Raw genomic sequence first — 23,965 nt, 5'->3', positions numbered from 1 at the left:
TGGAGGTACCCGTGAACAGTGCCGACGGATGGGGAGACGACGTCTACCAGCCGGACTCGTCCGACGTCCAGGACGACGCCGGACTGCTCGACGGCGAGGACACGCTGGAGAACGACGGCGTCGAGGACCCCCTCGACCGCGGCTGGTCCCCGCCCGACCGCCCCTGGGCGGTGGAACACGCCGGTGTGACCGCCGCGGAGCGCCGGGAGGGGGAGAGCCTGGACCAGCGGCTCGCGGAGGAGGTGCCGGAGCCCTACGCGCCGGACGGCGACGGCCTCGGCGACTGCGACGGCACCGACGGGGAACTCCTCGACAACGAGGTCGGCTCCGCACGCTCGGGTCGGCTCGTGGCACCGGACGAGGGGGTTCACGAGGACGAGGAGAGCGCGCTGATCGCCACGGACGTGGGCATCGACGGCGCTGCGGCCTCCGCCGAGGAGGCCGCGATGCACATCGTCGACGAGGACGCCCTGTCCGGTTGACCCGCCCCTGGCCGGCCCGGCCGTTTCCGGCCGGTCGCCGCCACCTCCACCGTACGAGGAGCACGTATGCAGCAGGACAAGCAGCCCGACTACCACGAGGTCGTCTTCCGTGACCGGACCGCCGGATACGCCTTCCTGACCCGGTCCACCGCCACCAGCGATCAGACCATCGAGTGGGACGACGGCGAGACCTACCCGGTGGTGGACGTGGAGATCTCCTCCGAGAGCCACCCCTTCTACACCGGCAGGGCGCGGACCGTGGACACGGAGGGCCGGGTGGCCCGCTTCGAGCGGCGCTACGGCGACGGCGGGGCGATGACCTGAACCGGCTCCGTCCACCATCGCGGTCCGCGCGGCCACCACCCGTGCCCTGCTCACGGCGGTCGCCGCCCCTGACGACGCCCGTGGGGCCGCGCGCCGGACGGGTTGGGTGAGCCGGGCGAGTCGGGTGCGTCGGGTGCGTCAGATGTAGTTGAGGGCGGCGGCTCCGCCCACTCCCCCGAGCAGCATGAACACGGGCATCAGCACCTTCAGCTCGACCCAGCTGCCCGCCCGGAACCGCATCACCTTGGGCGGACCGATCGGGTACCAGCGCTTGCGCCCGATCGGGATGGGCCACAGCACCGGGCAGCCGGAGACGGTCAGCGCGTCGCCGATGTCGTGCACCAGGGCGCCCAGCACGATCGGCAGCCCCAGCCACAGGTACTGCCGGCCCGGTTCGGTGAACAGCCAGTCCGAGCCGTTGCCCGGCTTGTCCAGGACACCGGCGAGAATCCAGGCGCTGGTCGCGGCCAGCAGCCACACCAGCACATCGCTGCTGGATCCCCGGGTCGCCCGCCACAGCAGCCCCTCGATCGCCAGCACCATGTGCACGAAGAGAAGCGCCAGCACCGCCCAGCGGCCACCGGTGATCGCCAGCGCGGAGGCGCCCCCGCCGATCATGACGGCCCACAGCCAGGTGTGCGTGAGGGTTCGGTGCCCGCCGGAGCGGCGCGGGTCGCCCTGCTTCCTCGTGGACTTGTAGACGGCGTAGGAGAGCTTGTCGACGATCTCGCACAGCCAGCGCGAGACGGGTCCGAAGGCCCGGGAGATGGTGGCGGCCTTGTGGTCGAGGTCCGGGGCGAGTGCGGCTCCGGCGCAGATCAGCGCACCGGCTAGCAGGACCGGCCAGGGCATCGTGTGCCCGGCCGCGGCGGCGGCCGCACCGACGCCGAGCCAGGCAGCGGCGCCCGACAGTGAGTGTGCTGGTCCCATCATGGCCGTGGCCCGCCCCATTCCTCGAATACCGCTGTCCAGTTGACCGGGTGCGTTGACGCTCCGTCGGCGACACAGCGTAGCGGTCGTGATCTTCGGGCCGGCATCCGATTCCCCCCTCAGGGGCGCGGGCAGGCAAGATGGGGGCGTGACCCTCATCGATCAGTTGCCGCCGACCGCAGATCCCGACGCCCTGTACGAAGCCTTCGAGTCCTGGGCGCAGGAGCGTGGTCTGACGCTCTACCCCCACCAGGAGGAGGCGCTGATCGAGGTGGTCTCCGGGGCGAACGTGATCGTGTCGACGCCCACCGGCTCCGGCAAGAGCATGATCGCGGCGGCGGCGCACTTCGCGGCGCTCGCCCGCGACGAGGTCACCTTCTACACGGCTCCGATCAAGGCGCTGGTGTCGGAGAAGTTCTTCGAGCTGTGCAAGATCTTCGGCACCGAGAACGTCGGCATGCTGACCGGCGACGCGTCCGTGAACTCCGACGCCCCGGTCATCTGCTGCACCGCCGAGGTGCTCGCCTCGATCGCGTTGCGCGACGGGAGGAACGCGGACGTCGGCCAGGTCGTCATGGACGAGTTCCACTTCTACGCGGAGGGCGACCGCGGCTGGGCCTGGCAGATTCCCATCCTGGAGCTGCCCCAGGCGCAGTTCGTGCTCATGTCGGCCACGCTCGGCGACGTGTCCTTCTTCGAGAAGGACCTCGCCCGGCGCACCGGCCGCCCCACGTCGGTGGTCCGCTCGGCGACCCGGCCCGTGCCGCTGTCCTACGAGTACCGGTACACGCCGATGACGGAGACGCTCAGCGACCTGCTGGTCACCAAGCAGGCGCCCGTCTACATCGTGCACTTCACGCAGGCTCAGGCGGTGGAACGGGCGCAGGCGCTGATGAGCATCAACATGTGCTCGCGCGAGGAGAAGGATCGGATCGCCGACCTGATCGGCAACTTCCGCTTCAGCACGAAGTTCGGCCAGAACCTCTCGCGCTACGTGCGGCACGGCATCGGCGTCCACCACGCCGGGATGCTGCCCAAGTACCGGCGTCTGGTGGAGAAGCTCGCCCAGGCCGGCCTGCTGAAGGTGATCTGCGGCACGGACACCCTCGGCGTGGGCGTCAACGTGCCCATCCGCACCGTGCTGTTCACGGCGCTGACCAAGTACGACGGCAACCGGGTGCGTACCCTGCGGGCCCGTGAGTTCCACCAGATCGCGGGCCGGGCCGGCCGGGCCGGCTTCGACACGGCGGGCCTGGTGGTCGCGCAGGCTCCCGAGCACGTGATCGAGAACGAGAAGGCCCTCAACAAGGCCGGCGACGACCCGAAGAAGCGCCGCAAGGTGGTGCGCAAGAAGGCGCCGGAAGGATTCGTGGGCTGGACGGAGAACACCTTCGACAAGCTCATCGAGTCCGACCCGGAGCCGCTGACGTCCCGCTTCCGGGTCACGCACACGATGCTGCTGTCGGTGATCGCCCGGCCCGGCGACGCCTTCGCGGCGATGCGTCACCTGCTCGAGGACAACCACGAGTCACGCAAGCAGCAGCTGCGGCACATCCGGCGCGCGATCGCGATCTACCGTTCGCTGCTGGACGGCGGGATCGTCGAGAAACTCGACGAACCGGATGCCACGGGCCGCGTCGTCCGCCTCACCGTGGACCTCCAGCAGGACTTCGCGTTGAACCAGCCGCTGTCCACCTTCGCGCTGGCGGCTTTCGAGCTGCTGGACCCGGAGTCGCCCTCCTACGCTCTCGACATGGTCTCCGTCGTGGAGTCCACCTTGGACGATCCGCGCCAGATCCTGGCCGCCCAGCAGAACAAGGCGCGCGGCGAGGCGGTGGCCGCGATGAAGGCGGACGGCGTCGAGTACGAGGAGCGGATGGAGCGCCTCCAGGACGTCTCGTACCCGAAGCCCCTGGAGGAGCTGCTCTTCCACGCGTACGACACCTACCGCAAGAGTCACCCGTGGGTCGGTGACCATCCGTTGTCGCCGAAGTCCGTCATCCGTGACATGTACGAGCGGGCGATGTCCTTCACCGAACTGGTGTCCCACTACGAGCTGGCCCGCACCGAGGGCATCGTGCTGCGCTACCTGGCCGGCGCCTACAAGGCCCTCGACCACACCGTCCCGGACGACCTCAAGTCGGAGGACCTCCAGGATCTGGTGGAGTGGCTGGGCGAGATGGTGCGTCAGGTGGACTCGAGCCTGCTGGACGAGTGGGAGCAGCTCGCCAACCCGGCGGAGATGACCGCCGAGGAGGCCCAGGAGAAGGCCGACGAGGTCAAGCCGGTGACGGCCAACGCGCGTGCCTTCCGGGTGCTGGTCCGCAACGCGATGTTCCGCCGTGTCGAGCTCGCCGCTCTCGACCACGTCGAGGAACTCGGTGGGATGGACGCCGAGTCCGGCTGGGACGCCGACGCGTGGGGCGAGGCGATGGACAAGTACTGGGACGAGTACGACGACCTCAGCACCGGTCCGGACGCCCGAGGGCCGAAGTTGCTCGTCATCCGGGAGGAGCCGCAGAACGCCCTGTGGCGGGTCCGCCAGATCTTCGACGACCCCAACGACGACCACGACTGGGGAATCAGTGCGGAGGTCGACCTCACGGCGTCGGACGCCGAGGGCCGCGCGGTCGTCCGGGTCACTTCCGTCGGCCAGTTGTGAATCCCGAAGCAGGTACAGAAGCAGGTACAGAAGAGGGCACAGGAGAAGCGCACCGATGACGAATCCGGCCGAGAGGCTCGTCGATCTGCTCGACCTCGAACAGATCGAGGTCAACATCTTCCGCGGCCGCAGCCCGCAGGAGTCCCTGCAGCGGGTCTTCGGCGGCCAGGTGGCGGGCCAGGCACTGGTCGCGGCCGGCCGGACCACCGACGGAGACCGGCCCGTGCACTCGCTGCACGCGTACTTCCTGCGTCCGGGCCGGCCGGGTGTGCCGATCGTGTACCAGGTCGAACGCGTGCGGGACGGGCGGTCGTTCACGACCCGCCGGGTCACCGCCGTGCAGCAGGGGCGCACGATCTTCAATCTCACCGCCTCCTTTCACAAGCCTGAGGAAGGTCCCTTCGAGCACCAGCTGCCGCCGGCTCGTGAGGTTCCGGACCCGGAGTCCCTGCCGACGGTCACCGAGGAGATCCGGAAACATCTGGGCGCGTTGCCCGAGCAGTTGGAGCGGATGGCGCGCCGTCAGCCCTTCGACATCCGGTACGCGGACCGGTTGCGCTGGAGCGCCGAGGACGTCAAGGAAGCCGAGCCGCGCAGCGCGGTGTGGATGCGCGCGGTCGGACCGCTCGGCGACGACCCGCTCGTCCACACCTGCGCGCTCACGTACGCCAGTGACATGACCCTCCTGGACGCCGTCCGTCTTCCGGTCGAGCCTCTGTGGGGTCCGCGGAACTTCGACATGGCGTCGCTTGACCACGCGATGTGGTTCCACCGGCCGTTCCGCGCGGACGAGTGGTTCCTGTACGACCAGGAGTCACCGATCGCCACCGGCGGACGCGGGCTGGCCCGTGGGCGCATCTACGACCTGGAGGGACGTCTGCTGGTGTCGGTCGTCCAGGAGGGACTGTTCCGGGCGCTGTAGCACAGGTGCGTCACTGGCTCCGGCGGCGCAGCCAGGTGCGTCACTCGCTCCGGCGGCGCAGCCAGTTCAGCAGACCGCCTGTCGGCCGACCGGGCATGTCGGGTGGGTCCGGTGGCCCGGCCGGGGGTGTGGAGGCCGGTTTGGGCGCGGGACGGGGAGCGGGCTGCTCGGCGCGGGCTTCGTCCAGGGTGCGTTCCAGGTCGTACCTCAGCCAGTCGATCTCGTCGGGGTGCTCCGCCGTGATGATCTTCTCGATGAGATGCGCGGCAGGTGTGCCGGGGGTGCTGTGGGCCGGCGGTCCCGGCCGGAACCTGTTCAGGTGGGAGCGTTCGTAGGGGTCCTTGACGATCTCCGAGACCTGGAACGGGTCGAGGAATCCGGCCAGGACTCCGGCACGCTGCCAGGGTCCGTCGGCCTGTCGGTACAGAAAGCCCAGGTGGCGGCCGCGCCAGTTCCGGGGCCGCAGATCGACGCCTGCGGCCAGTTGGCTCCGCAGCACCTCGGGAGTGCGACCGGTCAGCAGGAAGGCGTTGCTCCGCTCGTCGGCGAACTGCTTCAGTTCGTCAGCGAGATACAGCCAGACGACGGCGCGGTAGCGATTGAGATAGAACTTGACCGGCACCACCAGTCCCAGCCGCGCCAGGCGGGTGAACCGGGCGGGAGGCACGCCCAGAAGGGTGGCGCCCTCCCGAGTGCCCACGGCCAGCACACTCTTGCGCAGCGTTTCGGGGAAGCCGGGCTCCGAGCGCAGACGGTCGATCTCCGCCCGGGCCACCCGACGGCCCCCGCCGCCCTCGTCGGGCAAGGTCCTGAGGCGCCCGAGGTGCACGGCGAGGTCGAACTCGCTCCGTTTCAACTCCAGTTCCCGCGCCGCTCGGCCCGGCGTGCAGGAGTCGGAGTGTGGTCGCGTGACGGTGTTGCCGGACATCGGTCTCCCCCGTGGAGTGAAGTGGAGTGGAACGGGCCCGCGCTGTCCGCGATGGCCCCGGGAAAAACCGTAGCCGGAATCGCCGAACGCGTGGCGAGCCTGTGGATAACTCCACGGAGAAGCATAAAAGTGCAGGTCAGAGGCCTTCCAGTGGTGCGCGGTCGGGCTGTCGGGCGTCCACGGTGAGGTGCTCTCCGACCCGGTTGACGAGCAGGGTCATCTCGTAGGCGATCTGGCCCATGTCGGCCTCCGCCCCGCTGAGCACGCACAGACAGCTGCCGGTGCCTGCGGCGGTGACGAACAGCACCGCTTCGTCGAACTCGATCATCGTCTGGCGCACCCGGCCCGCGCCGAAGTGGCGCCCCGATCCCTTGGCCAGGCTGTGCAGTCCGGACGAGACGGCGGCGAGGTGCTCCGCGTCCTCCCGGGGCAGTCCGGTGCTCGCACCCGCCACCAGCCCGTCGTTGGACAGGACGAGTGCGTGCCGCACATGGTCGACGCGCTCGGTCAAGTCGTCCAGCAGCCAGCCCAGCCCCTGGTTCTGCGCCATGTCCCGCTCCCCGTGTGACGTTCCCCGTGTGACCCTCCACCTCGCCGGAGAATCTGCCCGCCAGCCTTCCCCACGAGCGGCCGCAGGAGCAAGGAGGATGGCGGCATGGCACAGAAGATGACCGATGAGGAATGGCGGGCCTTCGTCACGCACGGAACCCGCACCGGAAAGCTCTCCACCGTACGGGCTGACGGAAGTCCGCACGTGGCGCCGATCTGGTTCCTGCTCGACGGGGACGAGGTGGTGTTCAACACCGGCAAGGACACCGTGAAGGGGCGCAATCTGGCGCGCGACGGCCGGATCGCCCTGTGTGTGGACGACGACCGGCCGCCGTTCGACTTCGTGGTGCTGCAGGGCCGGGCCCGCGTCTCGGAGGACCTCGACGAGGTCCGGCACTGGGCGACTCGTCTCGCGGCGCGCTACATGGGTGAGGAGCGCGCCGAGGAGTTCGGTGCCCGCAACGGCGTTCCGGGCGAACTCCTCGTGCGTGTCGCCGTCGACAAGGTCCTGGCGCAGAAGCGCGTCGCGGACTGACACAGCCGGTGACGGCGCTTGTCAGCTCACGGAGTCGAGCAGCCGGGCGGTGTGCATCCGCCCGGCGTACTCGATCAGCCGGATCAGCACCTCCTTGCCCGAGTCGCGGTCACGGGCGTCGCACAGGACGACGGGGGTGCCGCCGTCGAGGTCGAGAGCGCGCGAGACGTCCTGGGCGCCGTATGTCCGCGTGCCCACGAAGCAGTTGACGGCCACCACGAACGGGATGTGCCGGTGCTCGAAGTAGTCGACTGCGGGAAAGCAGTCCTCCAGACGCCGGGTGTCGGCGAGGACCACCGCGCCCAGGGCACCCTGCGACAGCTCGTCCCAGAGGAACCAGAAGCGGTCCTGCCCCGGCGTCCCGAACAGGTAGAGGGAGAGGCCGGAACGGATGGTGATCCGGCCGAAGTCCATGGCGACGGTCGTCGTCACCTTCTGGTCCACGCCGTCGGTGTCGTCCACCGACTGGCCGGCCTCGCTGAGCAGTTCCTCGGTGCGCAGCGGCTTGATCTCGCTGACCGCGCCCACCATGGTGGTCTTGCCCACGCCGAACCCGCCGGCGACCAGAATCTTCAACGCCAGGGGGGTGTCGCCGCCCGTGGCATCGGAGTGCTCGGAGACCATGGATCACTTCTCTCGGGAGTGTCGGCAACGGTCGGGGTAGGTACGGGGCGCCTTGCCCCGGCGCGGCGTTCGCGCTGGGTCTCGGCGCCGGAGTGCGAAGTCAGCATCATGACAACCACGACCCGTTTCCGGGGGGTTCGACCGTTGTCTGCCCGATGTGACCGACTCTTGGCTGTTCGGTGTCCGAAGGCGTGCGCGAGTCGGTGTGCCGTGGGTCCGCACGCGTCCGGAACGGTCTGAAGGTTCATCTACAGCGCTCGCAACCCATCGATCACCTCGCGCAGAATCCGTTCGTCGGGCAGCTGAGCGGGTGGGACCGGGCGGCTGACCGTGACGCAGCCGAGTTCCAGCAGGTCTCCGAGGAGCACCCGGACCACGCCCACGGGAAGGTCCGCGCCCGCCGAGAGTTCGGCGACGGACTGGGTCTCCTTGCGGCAGAGGTCGATGAGGGCCAGGTGTTCCGGTCCGAGCGGTACGCCTTCCGTGGCCGGTGCGCCCGGATCCAGGGTGACCAGGGCTATCAGGTCGAAACGCACTCCGGCGGGTCCCGATTTGGTGCGTCCGCCCGTCATGGCGTAGGGGCGGACGAGCGGGCCGGCCTCGTGGTCGTACCACTGGCTGCCCAGCTCACGCGGGGCGCCGGTCATGTCCTCGGTCATCTGCGCGGGTCGCTCTCTCGCCTCATCCGGCGGTGGGCGGTCGCGCGGCGAGGCGTGGCGCCGAGTAGAGGTGTTCCCCGACGCGCTTGACCAGCCGGGCCATCTCGTACGCGACCATGCCGATGTCGGCGGTCACCGCGGTGAGAACGGCCAGGCAGGAGCCGTCGCCCGCGGCGGCCACGAACAGGAAGCCGTCGTCCATCTCCACCATGGTCTGGCGCACTCCGCCCGCGCCGAAGTGCCGCCCCGCGCCCTTGGCGAGGCTGTGGAAGCCGGAGGCGACGGCGGCAAGGTGCTCGGCGTCCTCTCTTCTTAGGTCGGTCGAGGCACCCACGGCGAGGCCGTCGTTGGACAGCACCACCGCGTGCCGTACCTCGGTCACGCGCATCACCAAATCGTCCAGCAGCCAGTCGAGTTCGCCGGACTGCTGGGCCGGCCTCGTGCTCGGGTCCTGGATCATCCGTGGTCTCCTTCGCTGCTGTCACTGCCCGGTTCGGGCTCCGGGGCGGCTCCGTGGCCGGGCTGCCTGCCGCCGCCCCGGGCCCAGCCCTCCCGGTACGCGGACATCCGGTCCCGTACGAGCTCGGGGGTGCGCCCTTCCTCGCCGCGCGGGCCGGGCGGCTGTGCCGGTTCCTCGGTGGGTGTCCTGCGCAGTTGCGGGGCGAGGTTGGCCTGCCGTACCCGGCGTGGGAGATCGTCCGATCCGTCGGAGTCGTCCGGGGGACGGTGCAGGCGCAAGGCGGTGACTCCGGGAGGCGGGGGGTCGGCGGCCGCCGGTTCGGCGGCGGCCCGTACGGGGGCCACCAGCGCGGGGCGGTCGGCGGAGGCGGCGACGGCCTCCTGGCGCGTCGGGGCGGTGTGCCGGTCGGCGGTGGGCACACGCGCGTACACGCGCTCCGCGGGTTGCTTCGCCTCCGTCACCTCATGGGCGGAACGTCCCGGCTTGCCGCTGTGCAGCAGGGCCGTCGGCAACAGGACCACCGCCGTGGTGCCGCCGTACGGCGAGGTCCGCAGGTGCACCTTGATGCCGTGCCGGGCGGCGAGCCTGCTGACGACGAACAGTCCGAGCTGGTCGCTGTCGAAGAGGTCCAGGGCCTCGGACTGCGCGATGCGCCGGTTGGCCTCGGTGAAGGTCTCCTTGCCCATCCCCAGGCCCCGGTCCTCGACCTCGACGGCGTATCCGTTGCCCACTGGTTCGCCGGTGACCCGTACACGTGTGTGCGGGGGCGAGAACTGGGCGGCGTTCTCGACGAGTTCGGCGAGCAGGTGGGTGAGGTCGGCGACGGCGGTGCCGATCACGGCTGCCTCAGGTAGCTGCCGCACCTCCACGCGCGCGTAGTCCTCGACCTCGGAGACGGCGGCACGCACCACGTTGGTGAGGGACACCGGCATGCGCCAGGCCCGGCCGGGCGCCGCCCCGGAGAGGATGATCAGGCTCTCCGCGTGGCGCCGCATACGGGTGGTGAGGTGGTCGAGCCGGAAGAGGTCGGACAGCTCGTTCGGGTCGTCGGAACGGCGCTCCATGCTGTCCAGGAGGCTCAGCTGACGGTGGACCAGGACCTGGCTGCGGCGAGCGAGGTTGACGAACACCCCGGAGATGCCGCCGGCGAGTTCGGCGCGTTCCACGGCGGCCCGGAGCGCGGCGCGGTGCACGGTGCCCAGGGCCTCAGCGACCTGGCCGGTCTCGTCCTCGGCCGGAGGTCCCACCGGCGCTTCGGTGCGGACGTCGATCTCCTCCCCGGCGCGCAGTTTCCGCATGGCTTCCGGCAGTTTGCGCCGGGCGATCTCCAGGGCGCTGTTGCGCAGGCTGACCAGTTCGACGACGAGCCCGCGGCCGATGCGCACGGAGATGACGAGCGAGGCGACGACGGCGGCGAGACCCAGCAGGACCGCGGCGCCGGCCGAGGTGAGCAGACCCCGGGTGAACGGGTCGGCGCGGTCGGCGACCCCGCGTCCGGCGTCCGCCTCGATGGTCCGCATCCCGTTCTGCACGCGTGCGTGGGCCTTGTCCCAGTTGCTCGCGGGAGCGGCGGCGATCGCCTTCGCGCCGGGCCCGTGGGCGAGCGCCTTGTCCTCGGCGGCGTACAGGGCCCCGTAGGCGCTGCCGGCGGCGAGGCGCTGCCAGGCGGTGCGTTCGGGCCCGCGCAGGTCCGCGACGGCCGACTCCGTCAGGGTGCGGCGCGTGTCGACGGCGCCGGTGAAGAGCCGCAGTCGGTCTCCGTCGAGGCGTCCGGCAAGGCGCGCGCCGGCGAGCACGGCGCCCTCCTGGGCCAGTGCCTCGCCCGCGCGGGAGAACTCGAGCAGTACGCGCGCGTCGGAGCCGAGTTCGGCGTCCTGGATGCCGGAGAGGGCACCGCCGACCGCGAAGGCCGCCGAGATCGTGCTCGTGTACCGGCCGTAGGTCTCCTCCCAGCCGGCGCCGCCGTCGAGGACCGCGGTCCGCAGCGAGGGCAGTTCCTCGGCCCCCGAGACGAAGGTCTCGAGCCGCTGGGCCACTCCCTCGGGCAGTTCCTCGCCGTCGGCGACGGTGCTGTCGTCGCCGAGCCGCAGCTCGGCCACCGCGCGGTCCGTACGCTCCGCGAGCGTCCTGAGGTCGTCGTCCTGCCCGGGGGCGGGGTCGGTCGCGTACCGTACGGCGGCCGCCCGCTCGGTCTGGAGGGCGGCCACCGCGGCCGCTACGGGGGCCCGGACCTGGGCGTCCACGCGCTGCAACTGGCGCAGCCCGGACACGTCCTGGGCGGTGCTGACGGTGGCGTACGCCCACAGGGCCAGCAGCGAGACGACCGGCACCATCAGCAGGCAGACGATCTTGGCGCGTACGGTGCGCGGTCGGATGCGCCAGCGTTCCGCGCGCGGGGGTATCGCGCTCGGGTCCTCCAGTGGGTCCGTCTCCTCGTCCGTCCGCTCGTGCGGGCTCTCGTCGGCGGGCGGTCCGGCGTGGGCGCGGCGCCCACGCGTGGGCGGCGCGTCGGCGCCTGCCGTGGGGGTCCTACGGGGTGTACGCATGGCCTCCTCGCTCGGAAGTGGTTCGGGGGCTGCCGGTCACGTCAGACGGGCCGGGCCTGCTGTCGTCCGGTGAGGCTGTCCACCGGTTGTTGTGCCGAGGCGGACGCCTCGCGCTCCCCCGAGGTGGGTGACAGCGCGACGAAGGCCGAGGTCAGGAAGAGGTAGGAGCCGAGGCCGACGGCGAGGGGGAAGATGAACTGCATCGCCGTGGCCCCGGGCAGCGCCTCCCCGGAGGGCGTGACATGGACGCTCACCGCGAACATGGCGGTGTAGTGCATGCTGCTCACCGCCGCGCCCATGACGAGGGAGGCGAGGGTGACCGCGATCGGCGACCTGATGTTGAGCGCCGCCCAGAGGGCCGCGGTCGCCGCGACGACGGCGATCAGCACGGACAGCCCGACACGCACGGGGTCGTACGTCACGTCGGCGTGCAGCCGGACGGCGGCCATGCCCAGGTAGTGCATGCTGGCCACCCCCAGGCCGGTGGTGAGCCCGCCGATCAGCAACGCGCGCGTGCGGTCGCGGCCGTAGCCCACGGCGAAGACGCCGGCGCAGACGACGGCCATGGCGACGAGCAGGCTGAGCACGGTCAGCGGAACGTCGTAGCGGATGTCGGTGCCGCTGACGGCGAAGCCGAGCATGGCCACGAAGTGCATGGTCCAGATGCCGGTGCCGATCGCCGAGGCCGCGGTGATCAGCCAGTTGCGGCGCGAGCGTCCGGTGGCGCCGAGCGCGCGCACGGTGCAGCGCAGCCCGAGGGCGGCGCCGACGCAGGCCATGACGTACGACAGCACGGGGGTCAGCCAGCCGAAGGCGGCGTGGTCCAGGTGTCCCATGGCCACGGGACGCTAGCCGGGGCACAGGAGCACAAAGGGGGCGCATTTCGAAAGCTGTTGGAATGTGGCGCAGTAGTGCGCCGGAACGATCGGGTCACGTTCGAACGTGTGCACTGAGGCATCGTCCGTGTCGGTGAGGGATCATGCGGAACATGAGCGACGACCACACACACGTTCAGGAGTTCTTCGGCGCCCGGGCCGCGGACTGGGACAGCCGCTTCCCGGACGACGGTCCCGCCTACGCCGCCGCGGTCGGCGACCTCGGCCTGCGCGAAGGGGACCGGGTGCTGGACGCGGGCTGCGGTACCGGACGGGCCCTGCCGCCGTTGCGTGCGGCCGTGGGACCCTCCGGAGTGGTCGCCGGGGCGGATCTGACCCCGGCCATGCTGGCGGCCGCCGTACGGGCCGGACGCGACCGTGACGGGCAGCTGATACTCGCCGACGTGACCGCGTTGCCCTTTCGCTCCGCATCGCTGGACGCCGTGTTCGCGGCGGGCCTCGTCGCCCACCTGCCCCGGCCGGAGGAGAACCTGCGGGAACTGGCACGAGTGGTACGCCCCGGCGGCACCCTGGCGCTGTTCCACCCGATCGGCCGGGCGGCGCTCGCGGCCCGTCAGGGACGGCAGCTCACACCGCAGGACCTGCGGGCGGAACCCAACCTCCGCCCGGTGCTGGGCCGTTCGGGCTGGCGCATGACGTCGTACGCCGACGAGGACGCCCGCTTCCTCGCCCTGGCCGTCCGCGAACCCTGAGGACTCACGCCGCTCCGGCGACCGCCCGTACGAAGGCGTCGGGGTTGTCGAACATGACGTTGTGGCCGGCTCCCGGGACCGTCACCACCCGCACCCCCGCCGCCTCGAGGGCGTCCGCGCAGTCCAGCTCACCGGTGAGCTCACCCTGCAGGTAGACACGGTCGACCCCCTTGAGGCCGACCAGGATCTCGCGCATGACGGGGTCGGTTCCGCGCCGGAGGGCGGCAGCGAACTGCGCCGACGGCTCGCGGAACCCGCCCCGCACGACATCACCGACGAGAACCGGTGGTTCACGGTGCTCGCCTTCCTGCGGCATCTGGACGACGCCGCCGCCCAGTCGGCCGTACTGCGCCGCCGGCTGGCCTTCCTGGAGGAGCCGGCGAGCTTCTTCTACGACGGTGACCGGCCGCTGCCCGCGGAAGAGCTGGAGGACCCGTTCCGGCGCGGTGTCCTGACCATCGCGCGCGCCACGTCCCGGGCCGAGCTCGACTGGCTGCGCGACACGCTCGCCTCACTCGACGGCTGAGCCGCCCGTGGGGCGGACGGGGCAGCCCCGGACGCCGGGGACCGGGCAGGTGCCCAGCTCGCCCAGCCGGTAGCCGTTCGGGTAGCCCTTGATCTCCCGGTTCTGCCGCGCGTGGTGGGGTGCGCGGCGCGGCGGCAGCAGCCGCACCACCCGGCCACGCGCGCGTACCGCCGCACGCACCACCGCGCGGGCCGCGGGGCCCGGCGGGGTGTAGCGAAACGCCCTCAGGAGCGGTTCGTCGAGCAGGGCGAGCGTGGCGGTGCGCAGGACGGGCGCCAGCGGCCCCGGGTACCAGGAGGCCATCATGGCGAGCGTCGCGTCCGAGACCCGCCGCGCCCCCTCGTCCCAGGCGAAGTGGGCCTCTTCATAGGCGTCGAGACAGGCCTCGAACTCCTCGTAGGTCCCGGGGATGCCCCTGATGCCCATGCGCTGCCCCAGGGTGCGGTAGTACTCCGCGCAGGCCACGATCTCGTGGCGTGACAGCCTGCGCCATCCGTAGGCGTCGATCCATCTCTTCGGCATCACGACGAAGGTGCAGAGCACATATCGCATGTCGTCGTTGCCGATGTCGTAGGAGCGGTGCATCTGGTTGATGCGCCGTACGGCCGTCCGGCCCTGCTCGCTGTCGAAGCCGTGCTCGACGACGGCGTCGAGCAGGAGCGCGGTGTCGTCGTAGCGCTTCTGGGTGCGGTCCGTGAGTTCGGCCGTCTCCGCGAGCAGGCGCCCGATGCCCGGCACCGCGTACGTGCGGTAGAGGGCCAGTTCAAGGGCACGGCTGAAGTCCCAGGGGAACTCGTACGCCGCGGTGAGCCGGTAGATCTCGACCGCGTCCTCGTACGGGTCCATCCGCCGGATCTGCCTGAGCCGTTCGAAGCGCTCCACCGCACCGTCCCCCTTCTGCCGCCGGAGCTCCGACTCTAGGTTGGACAGCAGGGATGGTCGATCCGTCGCAGGGACACAGGGGCAGGGTGGTCGGTATGTTCGGCTCGGTCCGCAAGGCTTACGGGAGATTGGGCCACGCGCTGCGCGCATGGCCGGGTCCTGGTGGGGAGGGGCGTTCCGAGCGGGGGTCGCGCGGCGGCGGAAAGCGCCCGCACAATCTGTTCGAGGCGGCCGCCGCGTACATCTCGGCGTGCGCGGAGGACGATCAGGAAGGCATCGACGAGGCGGCGGGCTGGGTGTCGCCGGAGGCGCTGTCCTTCGGGGTGAACGAACTGGCCTGTCGCGCGGTCATCGCGCTCGCGCGGGAGCGCGACGAGTCGCCACGGGTGGTGGCTCGTGAGCTCCTCGGACTGCCGTCGGCGTGACGCATCCGAGGGCCCGGGGTGGTCGATTCGCCCCGTCCGACCGGAAAACCGCAGCTCCGGGTATGTCGGTGAGTCGTGACAAGCGCCTTCCCGCCGCACTAGGGTGCGCGCCGTTGGACAAACCTATGGGGAGGCTGGGATGGCCGGGACGGACGAGGACGCCGTCGCCGCCGGGGACGACGCGCTCTATGTGCTCACGGCGGTACTGCTGACGCCTGCGAAGTTCCCGAGCGCGCTGGGCGACGACTACCCGGAGGCCTGTGCGGCGCTCGGCCTCCCGCCGCTCGCCGACGGGTACGGACTGGTGCTGGGCCAGGACGGCGAAGGCGCACGGTGGACGGTCGTCATCGACGACGTGTCCCTGGTGGCCGTGGCCATCGCGTCGTGGGACTGCGGCATGGAGTACGACCTGTCGCCCGGCGAGCGGACGGTCGTCGCCGCGCTGCCCGGCTGGCCGCTCGCGGTCGCCGTCGCGGCTCCCGGTGTGCCCGCGCCGCACGATCCCGGCCCCGAGGTCGCGGACGGCCCTGTGCTGTCGCCTCCGGACACGAGCAGGTGGGGTCCGGCCCAGCGACGGCTGGGAGCCGACGAGATCGCCCTCCAGTGGGCTCTGTGGCGCGAGCAGATCGACGACGCGGACTTCACTCGCCGGCGGGAGGACACTGCGACGGATGCCGACGTCGGCGCCGGTGCCGACCAGGGGGTTCGGGACGGCGAGGTGGGCGGGTCCGGCCCCGCCGGCCGGGCCGGCGGGGACAACAGGGCCGAGAAGGGCACGGCGAAGGGTCACAGCGGCATCCGGCGCGTGCTGGCCGAGGTACGCGCCTATGTGGATGCCCCGCCTCCGCTCGGCCGCGTGCGTTCGTCGTTCGCTCCCGGCGACGCGCGTACCCTGCGCGCCGACGGTCCAGGCTGGTCGCTGGTGGCCAGGACCGACGACATCGCGTTCGTTCTGCTCGACGACGAGCCCGGCGAGGTGTTGCCGGTCGGCCGCGGCCCCGAACTGCCCGGCCTCCTGGAGGCGCTCGACAAGATGGCCGTACGCCCGCTCTGAGGCCGCTCCGATCCCGCCGAGGCCGCTACGCCCATGGGCTCCGACGGGCTGGATGCGGGACGACGGGGACCGCGGCGCGGTCCCCGTCACTCACCGGCCGAGTTCCTTGCGCGTGACACGGCGCAGTCTGCGCCGCTGAGAAGGATCCAACGTGAGGTAGGCCGCCGCCGGAACCCCCAGCACGATCAGCAGGGACGCCCACCAGGGCAACCAGATCAGCAACAGCAGTCCCACCGCCACACCGCCTGCGGCGATCTTCGCGTTCTTCGACATGTGCGTCGCCTCCTTCGCGGCCACTGCCGCTCTCTGCCATGAAAACGGCTCCACGCCGCCCGCGGTTCCGGACGCGACCCTGATTCGCCCCTGAGCTATATCCCCGAGAGGCCCCTGAGAACACCCACTCGGGCCGGCGGACCAGGGGTGATGCCCGGGGTGGTGCGCCTTCCCCGGCCGAAGTGCTGCAACCTCGGCGGCCCCGCCTCCGGTAGTCAAGTTTGAGGAGTACCTCGTCGCCGTGCAGGGGATGGAACTGCGGCTGGGGCGGGACGGCAGATGGTGGCCGTACCGTGGACGGGCGCTGGATGCCGGCCGGGGACGCGGCCCACGCCCCGGCGACGGCCTTGGCCGTGGCCGTGGCCCGAGCCGACGGCGAGGAAGCGCTTTCCCAGGCCCGACCCCCTCTCGGTGTCGCGCGCCGCCGAGCCTGTGAGGGACGGTGCGCCGGCACGCGCGGGTGGTGGTCGTGCGTCGGCACGCGCGCGTGGCGTGTGCGGTGCCCACGCGCGCGTGACGGCTAGTGCTCTGACCGCATAGGTTTGCCGGGTTGCCCAGGCGGCGGTCACTTATTTCCGTGCACCGGGCTGGATGCGTGGTCCGACTGCCCGTCGGCGAGCGCGGCGTTCACGATCGCCTTGATGTACGGAAGGTCATTGGGGTTCCCCGTTGGGTTCAGGGAGTACACCACGCGGTGTTCGAGGTCCCGGGTGGCGAAGACTCCGTTGTCCCAGCCGGGGCGGGAACCGGTTTTACCCCAGGCGTACTCGCCGTTCGGCAGCTGGTAACGCAGGAGTCCGCCGATGCTGTAGCAGGCTGCGGGGCCGACGCAGTTCGTATTGTCGGCGGCGCTCTGCACGTTCGGCACTTCGAACACCAACTTCTGCTGAGCGGGTGGGAGCAGGCGGCCCCGGAACAGCGCGGTGATGAAGCGGTCCAGGTCGGCGGCGGTGGAGACCATGCCTCCCTCGGCCCATGGATATGGGCTCTGCTCGGTCACGTCCTGCCCGTCGAGGTACACCTCCGCGTGGGGCGAGGGGATCACCGGATCGTCGGCGGCAGGCAGGCTGGTGTGGCTCAGATGCAGCGGCCGGATGATCCTGCGCTGCAGTTCGTCGGTGAAGGAGTGGCCGGTGACCTTTTCGACGATCAGACCGAGGACGAAGGAGTTGAGACCGTTGTACTGCTGCTCGGAGCCGGGTGCGGGCGGCGCCTCGGTGGCTGCGGCGAACGAGTTGCGCAGGAAGTCTTCAGGCGTCACAGATTTGAGCTGCCATCCGGGTCCGTCGGCCGGGCCGGGGGTCGGGGCGGGCTTGGGCAGGCCGCTTGTGTGGTCGAGGAGCTGGCGCACGGTGACGCGGTTGTACGCCTCGGGCAGCACCTGGGGGACGTACCTCCGCGCCGGTGTGTCCAGGTTAATCCGGTGCTCGGCGACGAGTTGGAGCACCACCGTGTTGGTGAACGCTTTGGTGACACTGCCGATCCGGACATAGGCGTCAGCGGTGACCGGGCCAGCAGTGGCGCCCACGCCGTCCCATCTGATCAGCGCGCCCGCAACGACGTCGTCGGGCAGGTGGTCGAGGATGTCCTGGACGGTGGGGTTTGCGGACGCCGGGGCGCTGGCACCAGGCGTGGCGGCGGCCATGGGCAGGGCGACGGCGGTAAGAGCGGTGGCCAGGGCGAGAGTGGTGACGGCGAGGCGGATGCGCATCGAAGTTTCTTCCTCCACGGCGCTGATGGGATTTGTTGACAGCGTCAACTCTGCTGCGTGCAGCCGCCGTTGCCCATCAGTGATCACCCTGATCACAACCCTGGACTGCCCCTGACGGATGCGACCTGGTGTTGCCACCCCATCAGTTCGCCGGATTGGTCAGGCTGAGGTCTCGAGGGGGCGTCCGCCCCAGCGGATGCCTTTCTCGCTACGGATGCGAACGCGTTCCTTGCGCTGGGCGGCAAGGATGTCGGGGTGGCGGGTGTTGGCGTTGCGCCAGCGCAGGTGGGCGTGCAGGGCCTGGGTCTGCGAGGGGTGGCTTCGGTGGTGGGAGTTGGCAAGGGTGAACTGCCGCAGCGGGCCGAAGTGCGCCTCGATCGGGTTGGCCCAGGAGGCGTAGGTCGGGGTGAAGCACCCGGCGGCGGAGCAGGCACCGTAAGGCTTCCCGGCCGATGCGGATGACGCGTCCGTGCACGCGGCGCAGGTAGACGACGAGTTTGCGGATCGACCAGCGGGTGAAGGGCTGGCCGAGCTTGGTCGGGCGGGTAGTGGCCGTCTGGACGACGAAGTCCTCGACGTCAGTGCTGAGCAGGCGGGGACGGCCTCCCGCCCATCGAGGGTCCAGGCAGGCCAGGCCGATCTCGTCGAACCGGTGGATCACCTCCCGCACCGTGTCCTCGTCGGCCTGGATCAGCTGGGCGATTACCGGCACCCGGTTCCCGCCGGCGGACGCCAGCAGCATCATGGCCCGGCGATAGCGCACCGAGCTGGTACTGCCCCGGCGCACGATCTGCTGCAGCTTCTTCCCTTCCTGGTCGGTCAGTCGGCGCACTCGCACAGGCTCGGCCACCGCACTCCAGCAGTCGGAACGAACGTCACCGCCCATCCAACTGCCACGACCACCAACCCGGCGAACCGATGCGGCCAGAGCGCTAGGGAAGCAGCTCCCCCAGGGACGGCAGCAGTGACTCGAGATCACTCGGCAGCTCCGACGGCAGATCGCTCGGCAACTCGGACGGCAGCTTCGTGGGGAGCCGCGACGGCAGTTCGCTCGGGAGGCCGCTGGGCAGCTCTACCGGCAGGCTGAGGGACGGGGCGGGAGCGGAGCCGCTGCCGGTGCTGCTGCCGGCGCCCGGCTCGTCATCCGGCGAGTCGCCGCCGTCCGAGGCCATCAGCACGACGGCAAGGACGGCCCCGGCGGCAACCAGCAGGGCGAGGACGACGAAGAGGGGGTTCCTGCGCCTTCCGGGGCCGCCTGGCGGCTGCGACGGCGGAGGGGGCGACCAGCCGCCCCCTCCGGTCCCGTCAACGGGTCCGAAGCCGGAGTGGGGCGATCCGAAGCCACCCGGAGGCGGCGTGTCGCCCGGCGGTCCGGGCGGCTGGGGCGGTACGGGCGGCATGGCCATACCGTCCAGCGTCGCGGCGAACCGCTCACGATGCGAGCCCCGCACGGAAGTTGATACTTGTTGATACCGACCCATGCCATGGACCGCATCATTCCGGCGCATTCCCCTCGGAGATCCCAGGCAGAGATCCAGACGGAGTTCCCAGGCGGAGATCCAGGCGGAGATGCCGGCCCAGATGCCGGACGGGATCCAGGCGGGGATCGTTCGAAGACCGACCGACCGACCGGCGGCACGCGTGTGTGCACCCTCACCCGTGCACACACACGTGCGTGCCGGTTCAGCCTCGGGCGCCCAGGAGGTGGTCCATGGCGAGCTGGTCGAGGTGCTCGAAGGCCATGCCGCGGGCGGCGGCCGCCTCGGGGTCGAACTCCTCGAAGGCGGTGCGGTCGGCGAGCAGGCTCTCCAGGCCGTCCGCTGCGGTGGCCTGGGCGAGCTCGTCCAGACGGGATGCGCGCAGGGCCTCCTGGACCTCCGGGTCGCTACGGAACGCGGCCGCACGCTCCTTGAGGATGAGGTAGTTGCGCATGCAGCCCGCGGCCGAGGCCCACACACCGTCGAGGTCCTCGGTGCGCGGCGGCTTGAAGTCGAAGTGCTTCGGGCCCGCGTAACCGGCGCTCTCCAGCAGGTCGACCAGCCAGAACGCGGAGCGCAGATCACCGGCGCCGAAGCGCAGGTCCTGGTCGTACTTGATGCCGGACTGGCCGTTGAGGTCGATGTGGAAGAGCTTGCCCGCCCACAGTGCCTGGGCGATACCGTGCGGGAAGTTCAGCCCGGCCATCTGCTCGTGGCCGACCTCGGGGTTGACGCCGTAGAGCTCCGGGCGCTCCAGGCGCTCGATGAAGGCCAGGGCGTGGCCGACGGTGGGGAGCAGGATGTCGCCGCGCGGCTCGTTCGGCTTGGGCTCGATGGCGAACTTCAGGTCGTAGCCCTGGGAGGTCACGTACTCCCCGAGGAGGTCGAAGGCCTCCTTCATGCGGTCGAGGGCCACCCGTACGTCCTTGGCGGCGCCGGACTCCGCGCCTTCACGGCCGCCCCAGGCGACGTAGGTCTTCGCACCGAGCTCGACGGCCAGGTCGACGTTGCGGATCGTCTTGCGCAGGGCGTAGCGACGTACGTCACGGTCGTTCGCCGTGAACGCGCCGTCCTTGAAGACCGGGTGCGTGAAGAGGTTGGTGGTGGCCATCGGCACGGTCATGCCGGTGGTGTCCAGGGCCTGGCGGAAGCGCTTGATGTGCTCCTCGCGCTCACTGTCGGAGGATCCGAAGGGGATCAGGTCGTCGTCGTGGAAGGTCACGCCGTAGGCGCCCAGCTCGGACAGGCGCTGCACCGATTCGACCGGATCCAGGGCACGCCGGGTGGCGTCGCCGAACGGGTCCCTGCCCTGCCAGCCGACGGTCCAGAGGCCGAAGGTGAACCTGTCATCGGGGGTGGGCTGGTAGCTCATGCCGCGGCTCCTTGCTTGAAGACTGTGTCGCCGAGTGTGTCGCCGACTATTTCGTCATGGCAGTTTACAAATTAGTATGCGGACGCATCTCTGGGAAGACAGATCCCGCAGAGCCGCGGAAAAACTTGAGGGAGAACCCGATGTCAGCAGCCGAGGGTCCGCTCGTCGTCGGCGTGGACACGTCCACCCAGTCCACCAAGGCGCTGGTCGTCGACGCGGCCACCGGCGAGGTCGTCGCGAGCGGCCAGGCGCCGCACACGGTGTCCTCCGGAGCCGGCCGGGAGAGCGACCCCCGCCAGTGGTGGGACGCCCTCCGCGAAGCGCTGCACCAGTGCGGTGACGCGGCGCGCGAGGCCGCCGCGGTGTCGGTCGGCGGGCAGCAGCACGGGCTCGTCCCCCTGGACGAGCGCGGTGAGCCGGTGCGTCCGGCGCTGCTGTGGAACGACGTGCGCTCGGCGCCGCAGGCCCGCCGGCTGACCGAGGAACTCGGCGGGGCGAAGTTCTGGGCAGAGCGCACCGGGTCCGTCCCGGCCGCTTCCTTCACGGTCACGAAGTGGGCCTGGCTGGCCGAGCACGAGCCGGAGGCCCTGCGCGCCACGAAGGCCGTACGCCTCCCCCACGACTACCTCACCGAGCGCCTCACCGGCGAGGGCACCACCGACCGCGGGGACGTCTCCGGCACCGGATGGTGGGCGTCCGCGACCGAGACGTACGACGCGGAGATCCTCGCCCACGTGGGGCTCGACCCCGCGCTGCTGCCCCGCGTCGTGCGACCCGGGGAGGTGGCGGGCACCGTACGCGACAGTCACGACCTGCCCTTCGCCAAGGGGACGCTGGTCGCGCCGGGCACCGGTGACAACGCCGCGGCGGCGCTGGGCCTCGGGCTGCGCCCCGGCACGCCCGTACTGAGCCTTGGCACCTCGGGCACGGTGTACGCGGTGGCCAGGCGCCGCCCCACCGACCCCACCGGCACCGTGGCCGGCTTCGCCGACGCCCACGGTGACTGGCTGCCCCTGGCCTGCACCCTGAACTGCACACTCGCCGTCGACCGCGTCGCCGCCCTGCTGGGCCTGGACCGCGAAGCCGTGGAGCCCACCGCGGACCTCACGCTGCTGCCCTACCTGGACGGCGAGCGCACCCCGAACCTGCCGAACGCCTCGGGCCTCCTGCACGGTCTGCGCCACGACACGACCGCCGGCCAGCTGCTCCAGGCCGCCTACGACGGCGCCGTGCACTCCCTGCTCGGCGCGCTCGACCTGGTCCTCGACGAGGACGCGGACCGCTCGGCTCCCCTGCTGCTGATCGGTGGTGGCGCCCGGGGCACGGCCTGGCAGCGGACCGTGCGCCGGCTGTCCGGGCGGCCGGTCCAGGTGCCCGAGGCCAGGGAACTCGTCGCGCTGGGTGCCGCGGCGCAGGCGGCGGGCCTGTTGACCGGCGAGGACCCGGCCGCCGTCGCGCGCCGCTGGAACACCACGCGTGGGCCGGTGCTCGACGCCGTCGAGCGGGACGAGGCGACGCTGGCCAGGATCGCCGGGGTACTCTCCGACGCGGCCCCGCTGCTGGACCGGAGCGCGGACGCCCGCTGAACATCGACGAATCGACGAATCGACGAAGGCATGACCGCATCGCTGCACGAGGCCCGGCCGACCGGCCCCGGTCGTGCGCTGCCCGACACCCAGCAGGGCATGCGCCGCCGCAACCTGGCGCGGGTGATGCACGCCGTCAGCGCCGAGGGACCGCTCTCGCGGGCGGCGGTCGCCTCACGCATCGGCCTGACCCGGGCGGCGGTCTCGACCCTCGTCGACGAACTCATACGCACCGGACTGCTCGAGGAACTGGGCCCCGAGCGGCCCGGTCGGGTGGGCCGGCCCGGTTCCGCGCTGGCGGTCAGCGGGCGTGGTCCGTCGGGCATAGGTGCCGAGATCGGCGTCGACCACCTGGCGGCCTGCGCCGTCGACCTGCGCGGCGAGGTGCGGGCGCGTGCCGTGCGGCACGGCACCAACCGGGGCCGCTCCCCCGGGCCGGTGGTAGAGGAGCTGACCGGGCTCGTGCGCCGGGTGATCGCCGAGGCCGAGCGCGAGGGGCTGTGGCCGGCCGGACTCGCCGTGGCCGTCCCCGGCCTGGTCGCCCGCGACGCCCGTACGGTCGTCCGCGCGCCGAACCTCGACTGGCAGGACGTCGATCTCGGCGCGCTGCTGCCCGGCGAGCTCCCGCTGACCGTGGACAACGAGGCCAACTTCGGCGGCCTGGCCGAACTCTGGCTCGGCGCGGACACTCCGGGGGACTTCCTGCACGTGTCGGCGGAGATCGGCATCGGCGCCGCGCTGGTCGTGGACGGCAGCCTGCTGCGCGGCACCCGTGGTTTCGCGGGCGAGCTGGGCCATGTGCCGGTCCACCCCGACGGGCCGGAGTGCGGGTGCGGCGGGCGCGGATGTCTGGAGCAGTACGCCGGCGAGGAGGCGGTGCTGCGGGCGGCCGGGCTGGAACCGGGCGAGGGCCGCGTCGGGCTCCTCGCGGGACGTGCCGCGGAGGGCGACCCGGACGTGCGGCGCGCGCTGCGCGAGGCGGGAACGGCCCTCGGCATCGCTCTCACCGGGGCACTCAATCTCCTGGACCCGGAGGGCGTGGTGCTCGGTGGCGCACTGGCCGGGCTCGCCCCGTGGCTGCTGCCGTCCCTGGAGACCGAACTGTCCCGGCGTACGGCGGGCCCCGCCCGTCCCGTGTCCGTCTCCCGGCTGGGCCCCGAGGGCCCGTTGCTGGGGGCCGCGCATTCGGTGGTGCGGGCCGTGCTCGACGATCCTTCGGTGGTCTCGGAACGGTCCTGAGCGGCCTGGGCCACGGCCCGCTCGCGCCGACGGTCCCCGTCCACCCGCATGTCGACCGAGCAGCCGCCCAGAGCGGAACTCCACGTTCGGGTGAGTGAGTTGTCCACAAGGCCGCGCTCTTCCACGGAACCACGGCGTGCCCTCATGCCCAACCCGTCGGCGCCGTAATTTGGTGGGTGCGGGACACGGCAGCCGTCGAGTCGTGAGGGC

23 protein-coding genes and 3 pseudogenes are annotated in these 23,965 nt (G+C 71.3%); 11 read left to right on the top strand and 15 right to left on the bottom strand.

What is annotated here, in order from left to right; all coding sequences use genetic code 11:
- Positions 1 to 11 precede the first annotated feature (11 nt).
- Entirely contained in the window at positions 12 to 482 is a 471-nt protein-coding gene (locus tag ACFWBB_RS04710; protein WP_385266937.1) for a DUF5709 domain-containing protein, read from the top strand.
- A 66-nt stretch (positions 483 to 548) separates the two neighbouring features.
- Positions 549 to 806: a type B 50S ribosomal protein L31 gene (locus tag ACFWBB_RS04705; RefSeq protein ID WP_385266935.1), complete on the top strand. Its 258-nt coding sequence runs from the start codon at positions 549 to 551 to the stop codon at positions 804 to 806.
- 138 nt (positions 807 to 944) lie between these two features.
- Here ACFWBB_RS04705 and ACFWBB_RS04700 read toward each other — a convergent pair whose 3' ends face one another.
- Positions 945 to 1,739 (bottom strand): metal-dependent hydrolase, encoded by a 795-nt coding sequence (locus ACFWBB_RS04700; RefSeq protein WP_385266932.1) that lies wholly within the window; start codon positions 1,737 to 1,739, stop codon positions 945 to 947.
- A gap of 145 nt (positions 1,740 to 1,884) precedes the next feature.
- Between ACFWBB_RS04700 and ACFWBB_RS04695 the strand changes: the two genes are divergently transcribed.
- The gene (locus tag ACFWBB_RS04695; RefSeq protein ID WP_385266928.1) at positions 1,885 to 4,398 is read left to right on the top strand and encodes a DEAD/DEAH box helicase; all 2,514 of its coding nucleotides are present in this window, start codon (positions 1,885 to 1,887) and stop codon (positions 4,396 to 4,398) included.
- Between the two features lie 55 nt (positions 4,399 to 4,453).
- On the top strand, positions 4,454 to 5,320 hold the full coding sequence (locus ACFWBB_RS04690) for an acyl-CoA thioesterase (RefSeq protein ID WP_385266925.1): 867 nt from the start codon (positions 4,454 to 4,456) through the stop codon (positions 5,318 to 5,320).
- 40 nt (positions 5,321 to 5,360) lie between these two features.
- Here ACFWBB_RS04690 and ACFWBB_RS04685 read toward each other — a convergent pair whose 3' ends face one another.
- Positions 5,361 to 6,248, bottom strand: a complete 888-nt coding sequence (locus ACFWBB_RS04685) for a DUF6397 family protein (protein ID WP_385266922.1) — start codon at positions 6,246 to 6,248, stop codon at positions 5,361 to 5,363.
- Positions 6,249 to 6,384: 136 nt separating this feature from the next.
- Positions 6,385 to 6,798, bottom strand: a complete 414-nt coding sequence (locus ACFWBB_RS04680) for a roadblock/LC7 domain-containing protein (protein WP_385266919.1) — start codon at positions 6,796 to 6,798, stop codon at positions 6,385 to 6,387.
- Positions 6,799 to 6,903: 105 nt separating this feature from the next.
- Here ACFWBB_RS04680 and ACFWBB_RS04675 point away from each other — a divergent pair, with 105 nt between their 5' ends.
- Positions 6,904 to 7,332: a PPOX class F420-dependent oxidoreductase gene (locus tag ACFWBB_RS04675; RefSeq protein WP_385266916.1), complete on the top strand. Its 429-nt coding sequence runs from the start codon at positions 6,904 to 6,906 to the stop codon at positions 7,330 to 7,332.
- A gap of 21 nt (positions 7,333 to 7,353) precedes the next feature.
- Here the strand turns inward: ACFWBB_RS04675 and ACFWBB_RS04670 are convergent, their stop codons facing one another.
- The 5 genes from ACFWBB_RS04670 to ACFWBB_RS04650 form a co-directional block, all read right to left on the bottom strand.
- Positions 7,354 to 7,956 (bottom strand): ATP/GTP-binding protein, encoded by a 603-nt coding sequence (locus ACFWBB_RS04670; RefSeq protein WP_385266913.1) that lies wholly within the window; start codon positions 7,954 to 7,956, stop codon positions 7,354 to 7,356.
- Between the two features lie 248 nt (positions 7,957 to 8,204).
- On the bottom strand, positions 8,205 to 8,615 hold the full coding sequence (locus ACFWBB_RS04665) for a DUF742 domain-containing protein (protein ID WP_385266910.1): 411 nt from the start codon (positions 8,613 to 8,615) through the stop codon (positions 8,205 to 8,207).
- Positions 8,616 to 8,637: 22 nt separating this feature from the next.
- On the bottom strand, positions 8,638 to 9,075 hold the full coding sequence (locus tag ACFWBB_RS04660; RefSeq protein ID WP_385266907.1) for a roadblock/LC7 domain-containing protein: 438 nt from the start codon (positions 9,073 to 9,075) through the stop codon (positions 8,638 to 8,640).
- Positions 9,072 to 11,621, bottom strand: coding sequence for a nitrate- and nitrite sensing domain-containing protein (locus ACFWBB_RS04655; RefSeq protein WP_385266905.1), 2,550 nt, complete (start codon positions 11,619 to 11,621; stop codon positions 9,072 to 9,074). The genes ACFWBB_RS04660 and ACFWBB_RS04655 overlap by 4 nt, the downstream gene beginning before the upstream one ends.
- 41 nt (positions 11,622 to 11,662) lie before the next feature.
- Positions 11,663 to 12,457, bottom strand: coding sequence for an MHYT domain-containing protein (locus tag ACFWBB_RS04650; RefSeq protein ID WP_385266902.1), 795 nt, complete (start codon positions 12,455 to 12,457; stop codon positions 11,663 to 11,665).
- 152 nt (positions 12,458 to 12,609) lie between these two features.
- Between ACFWBB_RS04650 and ACFWBB_RS04645 the strand changes: the two genes are divergently transcribed.
- The gene (locus ACFWBB_RS04645; protein WP_385266899.1) at positions 12,610 to 13,209 is read left to right on the top strand and encodes a class I SAM-dependent methyltransferase; all 600 of its coding nucleotides are present in this window, start codon (positions 12,610 to 12,612) and stop codon (positions 13,207 to 13,209) included.
- Between the two features lie 4 nt (positions 13,210 to 13,213).
- Here ACFWBB_RS04645 and ACFWBB_RS04640 read toward each other — a convergent pair.
- A pseudogene (locus tag ACFWBB_RS04640) lies at positions 13,214 to 13,438 on the bottom strand (alpha/beta fold hydrolase); the annotation flags it as partial.
- Here ACFWBB_RS04640 and ACFWBB_RS04635 point away from each other — a divergent pair.
- Positions 13,427 to 13,735: pseudogene (locus tag ACFWBB_RS04635) on the top strand (PadR family transcriptional regulator); the annotation flags it as partial. The pseudogenes ACFWBB_RS04640 and ACFWBB_RS04635 sit on opposite strands and share 12 nt — an antisense overlap.
- On the opposite strand, the gene ACFWBB_RS04630 reads toward ACFWBB_RS04635, so the two are convergent.
- The gene (locus ACFWBB_RS04630) at positions 13,721 to 14,617 is read right to left on the bottom strand and encodes an oxygenase MpaB family protein (protein ID WP_385266897.1); all 897 of its coding nucleotides are present in this window, start codon (positions 14,615 to 14,617) and stop codon (positions 13,721 to 13,723) included. The pseudogene ACFWBB_RS04635 and the gene ACFWBB_RS04630 sit on opposite strands and share 15 nt — an antisense overlap.
- A gap of 95 nt (positions 14,618 to 14,712) precedes the next feature.
- Between ACFWBB_RS04630 and ACFWBB_RS04625 the strand changes: the two genes are divergently transcribed.
- Both ACFWBB_RS04625 and ACFWBB_RS04620 read left to right on the top strand, forming a co-directional pair.
- Positions 14,713 to 15,042, top strand: coding sequence for a hypothetical protein (locus ACFWBB_RS04625; RefSeq protein ID WP_385266895.1), 330 nt, complete (start codon positions 14,713 to 14,715; stop codon positions 15,040 to 15,042).
- 139 nt (positions 15,043 to 15,181) lie between these two features.
- The gene (locus ACFWBB_RS04620) at positions 15,182 to 16,096 is read left to right on the top strand and encodes a hypothetical protein (protein ID WP_385266892.1); all 915 of its coding nucleotides are present in this window, start codon (positions 15,182 to 15,184) and stop codon (positions 16,094 to 16,096) included.
- Between the two features lie 90 nt (positions 16,097 to 16,186).
- Here ACFWBB_RS04620 and ACFWBB_RS04615 read toward each other — a convergent pair whose 3' ends face one another.
- The 5 genes and pseudogenes from ACFWBB_RS04615 to xylA all read right to left on the bottom strand — a co-directional run bounded on the left by ACFWBB_RS04615 (position 16,187) and on the right by xylA (position 20,930).
- The gene (locus tag ACFWBB_RS04615) at positions 16,187 to 16,369 is read right to left on the bottom strand and encodes a hypothetical protein (RefSeq protein ID WP_130440180.1); all 183 of its coding nucleotides are present in this window, start codon (positions 16,367 to 16,369) and stop codon (positions 16,187 to 16,189) included.
- Between the two features lie 565 nt (positions 16,370 to 16,934).
- Complete coding sequence (locus ACFWBB_RS04610) at positions 16,935 to 18,098, bottom strand: serine hydrolase domain-containing protein (RefSeq protein ID WP_385266889.1); 1,164 nt, start codon at positions 18,096 to 18,098, stop codon at positions 16,935 to 16,937.
- Between the two features lie 141 nt (positions 18,099 to 18,239).
- Positions 18,240 to 18,930 (bottom strand): annotated as a pseudogene (locus ACFWBB_RS04605) (transposase).
- Between the two features lie 82 nt (positions 18,931 to 19,012).
- Positions 19,013 to 19,531, bottom strand: coding sequence for a hypothetical protein (locus tag ACFWBB_RS04600; RefSeq protein ID WP_385266886.1), 519 nt, complete (start codon positions 19,529 to 19,531; stop codon positions 19,013 to 19,015).
- Positions 19,532 to 19,763: 232 nt separating this feature from the next.
- Positions 19,764 to 20,930: a xylose isomerase gene (xylA, locus tag ACFWBB_RS04595; RefSeq protein ID WP_385266885.1), complete on the bottom strand. Its 1,167-nt coding sequence runs from the start codon at positions 20,928 to 20,930 to the stop codon at positions 19,764 to 19,766.
- 140 nt (positions 20,931 to 21,070) lie between these two features.
- Between xylA and xylB the strand changes: the two genes are divergently transcribed.
- Positions 21,071 to 22,516, top strand: a complete 1,446-nt coding sequence (gene xylB / locus ACFWBB_RS04590; protein ID WP_385266883.1) for a xylulokinase — start codon at positions 21,071 to 21,073, stop codon at positions 22,514 to 22,516.
- Positions 22,517 to 22,546: 30 nt separating this feature from the next.
- Positions 22,547 to 23,755, top strand: coding sequence for an ROK family protein (locus tag ACFWBB_RS04585; RefSeq protein WP_385266881.1), 1,209 nt, complete (start codon positions 22,547 to 22,549; stop codon positions 23,753 to 23,755).
- Positions 23,756 to 23,965: the final 210 nt, after the last annotated feature.

It is taken from the genome of Streptomyces sp. NPDC060000, from assembly GCF_042737375.1.
In the GTDB taxonomy this organism is placed as follows: domain Bacteria; phylum Actinomycetota; class Actinomycetes; order Streptomycetales; family Streptomycetaceae; genus Streptomyces.
The sequence above is the reverse complement of the archived record's forward strand: the minus strand, read 5'-3'. Positions and strand labels throughout refer to the sequence as shown.

Excerpts from the sequence above, each read along its gene's own strand:
- ACFWBB_RS04705 (WP_385266935.1), top strand. The coding sequence starts at position 549 with ATGCAGCAGGACAAGCAGCCCGACTACCACGAGGTCGTCTTCCGTGAC.
- ACFWBB_RS04700 (WP_385266932.1), bottom strand. The coding sequence starts at position 1,739 with ATGATGGGACCAGCACACTCACTGTCGGGCGCCGCTGCCTGGCTCGGC.
- ACFWBB_RS04690 (WP_385266925.1), top strand. The coding sequence starts at position 4,454 with ATGACGAATCCGGCCGAGAGGCTCGTCGATCTGCTCGACCTCGAACAG.
- ACFWBB_RS04685 (WP_385266922.1), bottom strand. The coding sequence starts at position 6,248 with ATGTCCGGCAACACCGTCACGCGACCACACTCCGACTCCTGCACGCCG.
- ACFWBB_RS04680 (WP_385266919.1), bottom strand. The coding sequence starts at position 6,798 with ATGGCGCAGAACCAGGGGCTGGGCTGGCTGCTGGACGACTTGACCGAG.
- ACFWBB_RS04675 (WP_385266916.1), top strand. The coding sequence starts at position 6,904 with ATGGCACAGAAGATGACCGATGAGGAATGGCGGGCCTTCGTCACGCAC.
- ACFWBB_RS04670 (WP_385266913.1), bottom strand. The coding sequence starts at position 7,956 with ATGGTCTCCGAGCACTCCGATGCCACGGGCGGCGACACCCCCCTGGCG.
- ACFWBB_RS04665 (WP_385266910.1), bottom strand. The coding sequence starts at position 8,615 with ATGACCGAGGACATGACCGGCGCCCCGCGTGAGCTGGGCAGCCAGTGG.
- ACFWBB_RS04660 (WP_385266907.1), bottom strand. The coding sequence starts at position 9,075 with ATGATCCAGGACCCGAGCACGAGGCCGGCCCAGCAGTCCGGCGAACTC.
- ACFWBB_RS04655 (WP_385266905.1), bottom strand. The coding sequence starts at position 11,621 with ATGCGTACACCCCGTAGGACCCCCACGGCAGGCGCCGACGCGCCGCCC.
- ACFWBB_RS04650 (WP_385266902.1), bottom strand. The coding sequence starts at position 12,457 with ATGGGACACCTGGACCACGCCGCCTTCGGCTGGCTGACCCCCGTGCTG.
- ACFWBB_RS04645 (WP_385266899.1), top strand. The coding sequence starts at position 12,610 with ATGAGCGACGACCACACACACGTTCAGGAGTTCTTCGGCGCCCGGGCC.
- ACFWBB_RS04625 (WP_385266895.1), top strand. The coding sequence starts at position 14,713 with ATGTTCGGCTCGGTCCGCAAGGCTTACGGGAGATTGGGCCACGCGCTG.
- ACFWBB_RS04620 (WP_385266892.1), top strand. The coding sequence starts at position 15,182 with ATGGCCGGGACGGACGAGGACGCCGTCGCCGCCGGGGACGACGCGCTC.
- ACFWBB_RS04615 (WP_130440180.1), bottom strand. The coding sequence starts at position 16,369 with ATGTCGAAGAACGCGAAGATCGCCGCAGGCGGTGTGGCGGTGGGACTG.
- xylA (WP_385266885.1), bottom strand. The coding sequence starts at position 20,930 with ATGAGCTACCAGCCCACCCCCGATGACAGGTTCACCTTCGGCCTCTGG.
- xylB (WP_385266883.1), top strand. The coding sequence starts at position 21,071 with ATGTCAGCAGCCGAGGGTCCGCTCGTCGTCGGCGTGGACACGTCCACC.
- ACFWBB_RS04585 (WP_385266881.1), top strand. The coding sequence starts at position 22,547 with ATGACCGCATCGCTGCACGAGGCCCGGCCGACCGGCCCCGGTCGTGCG.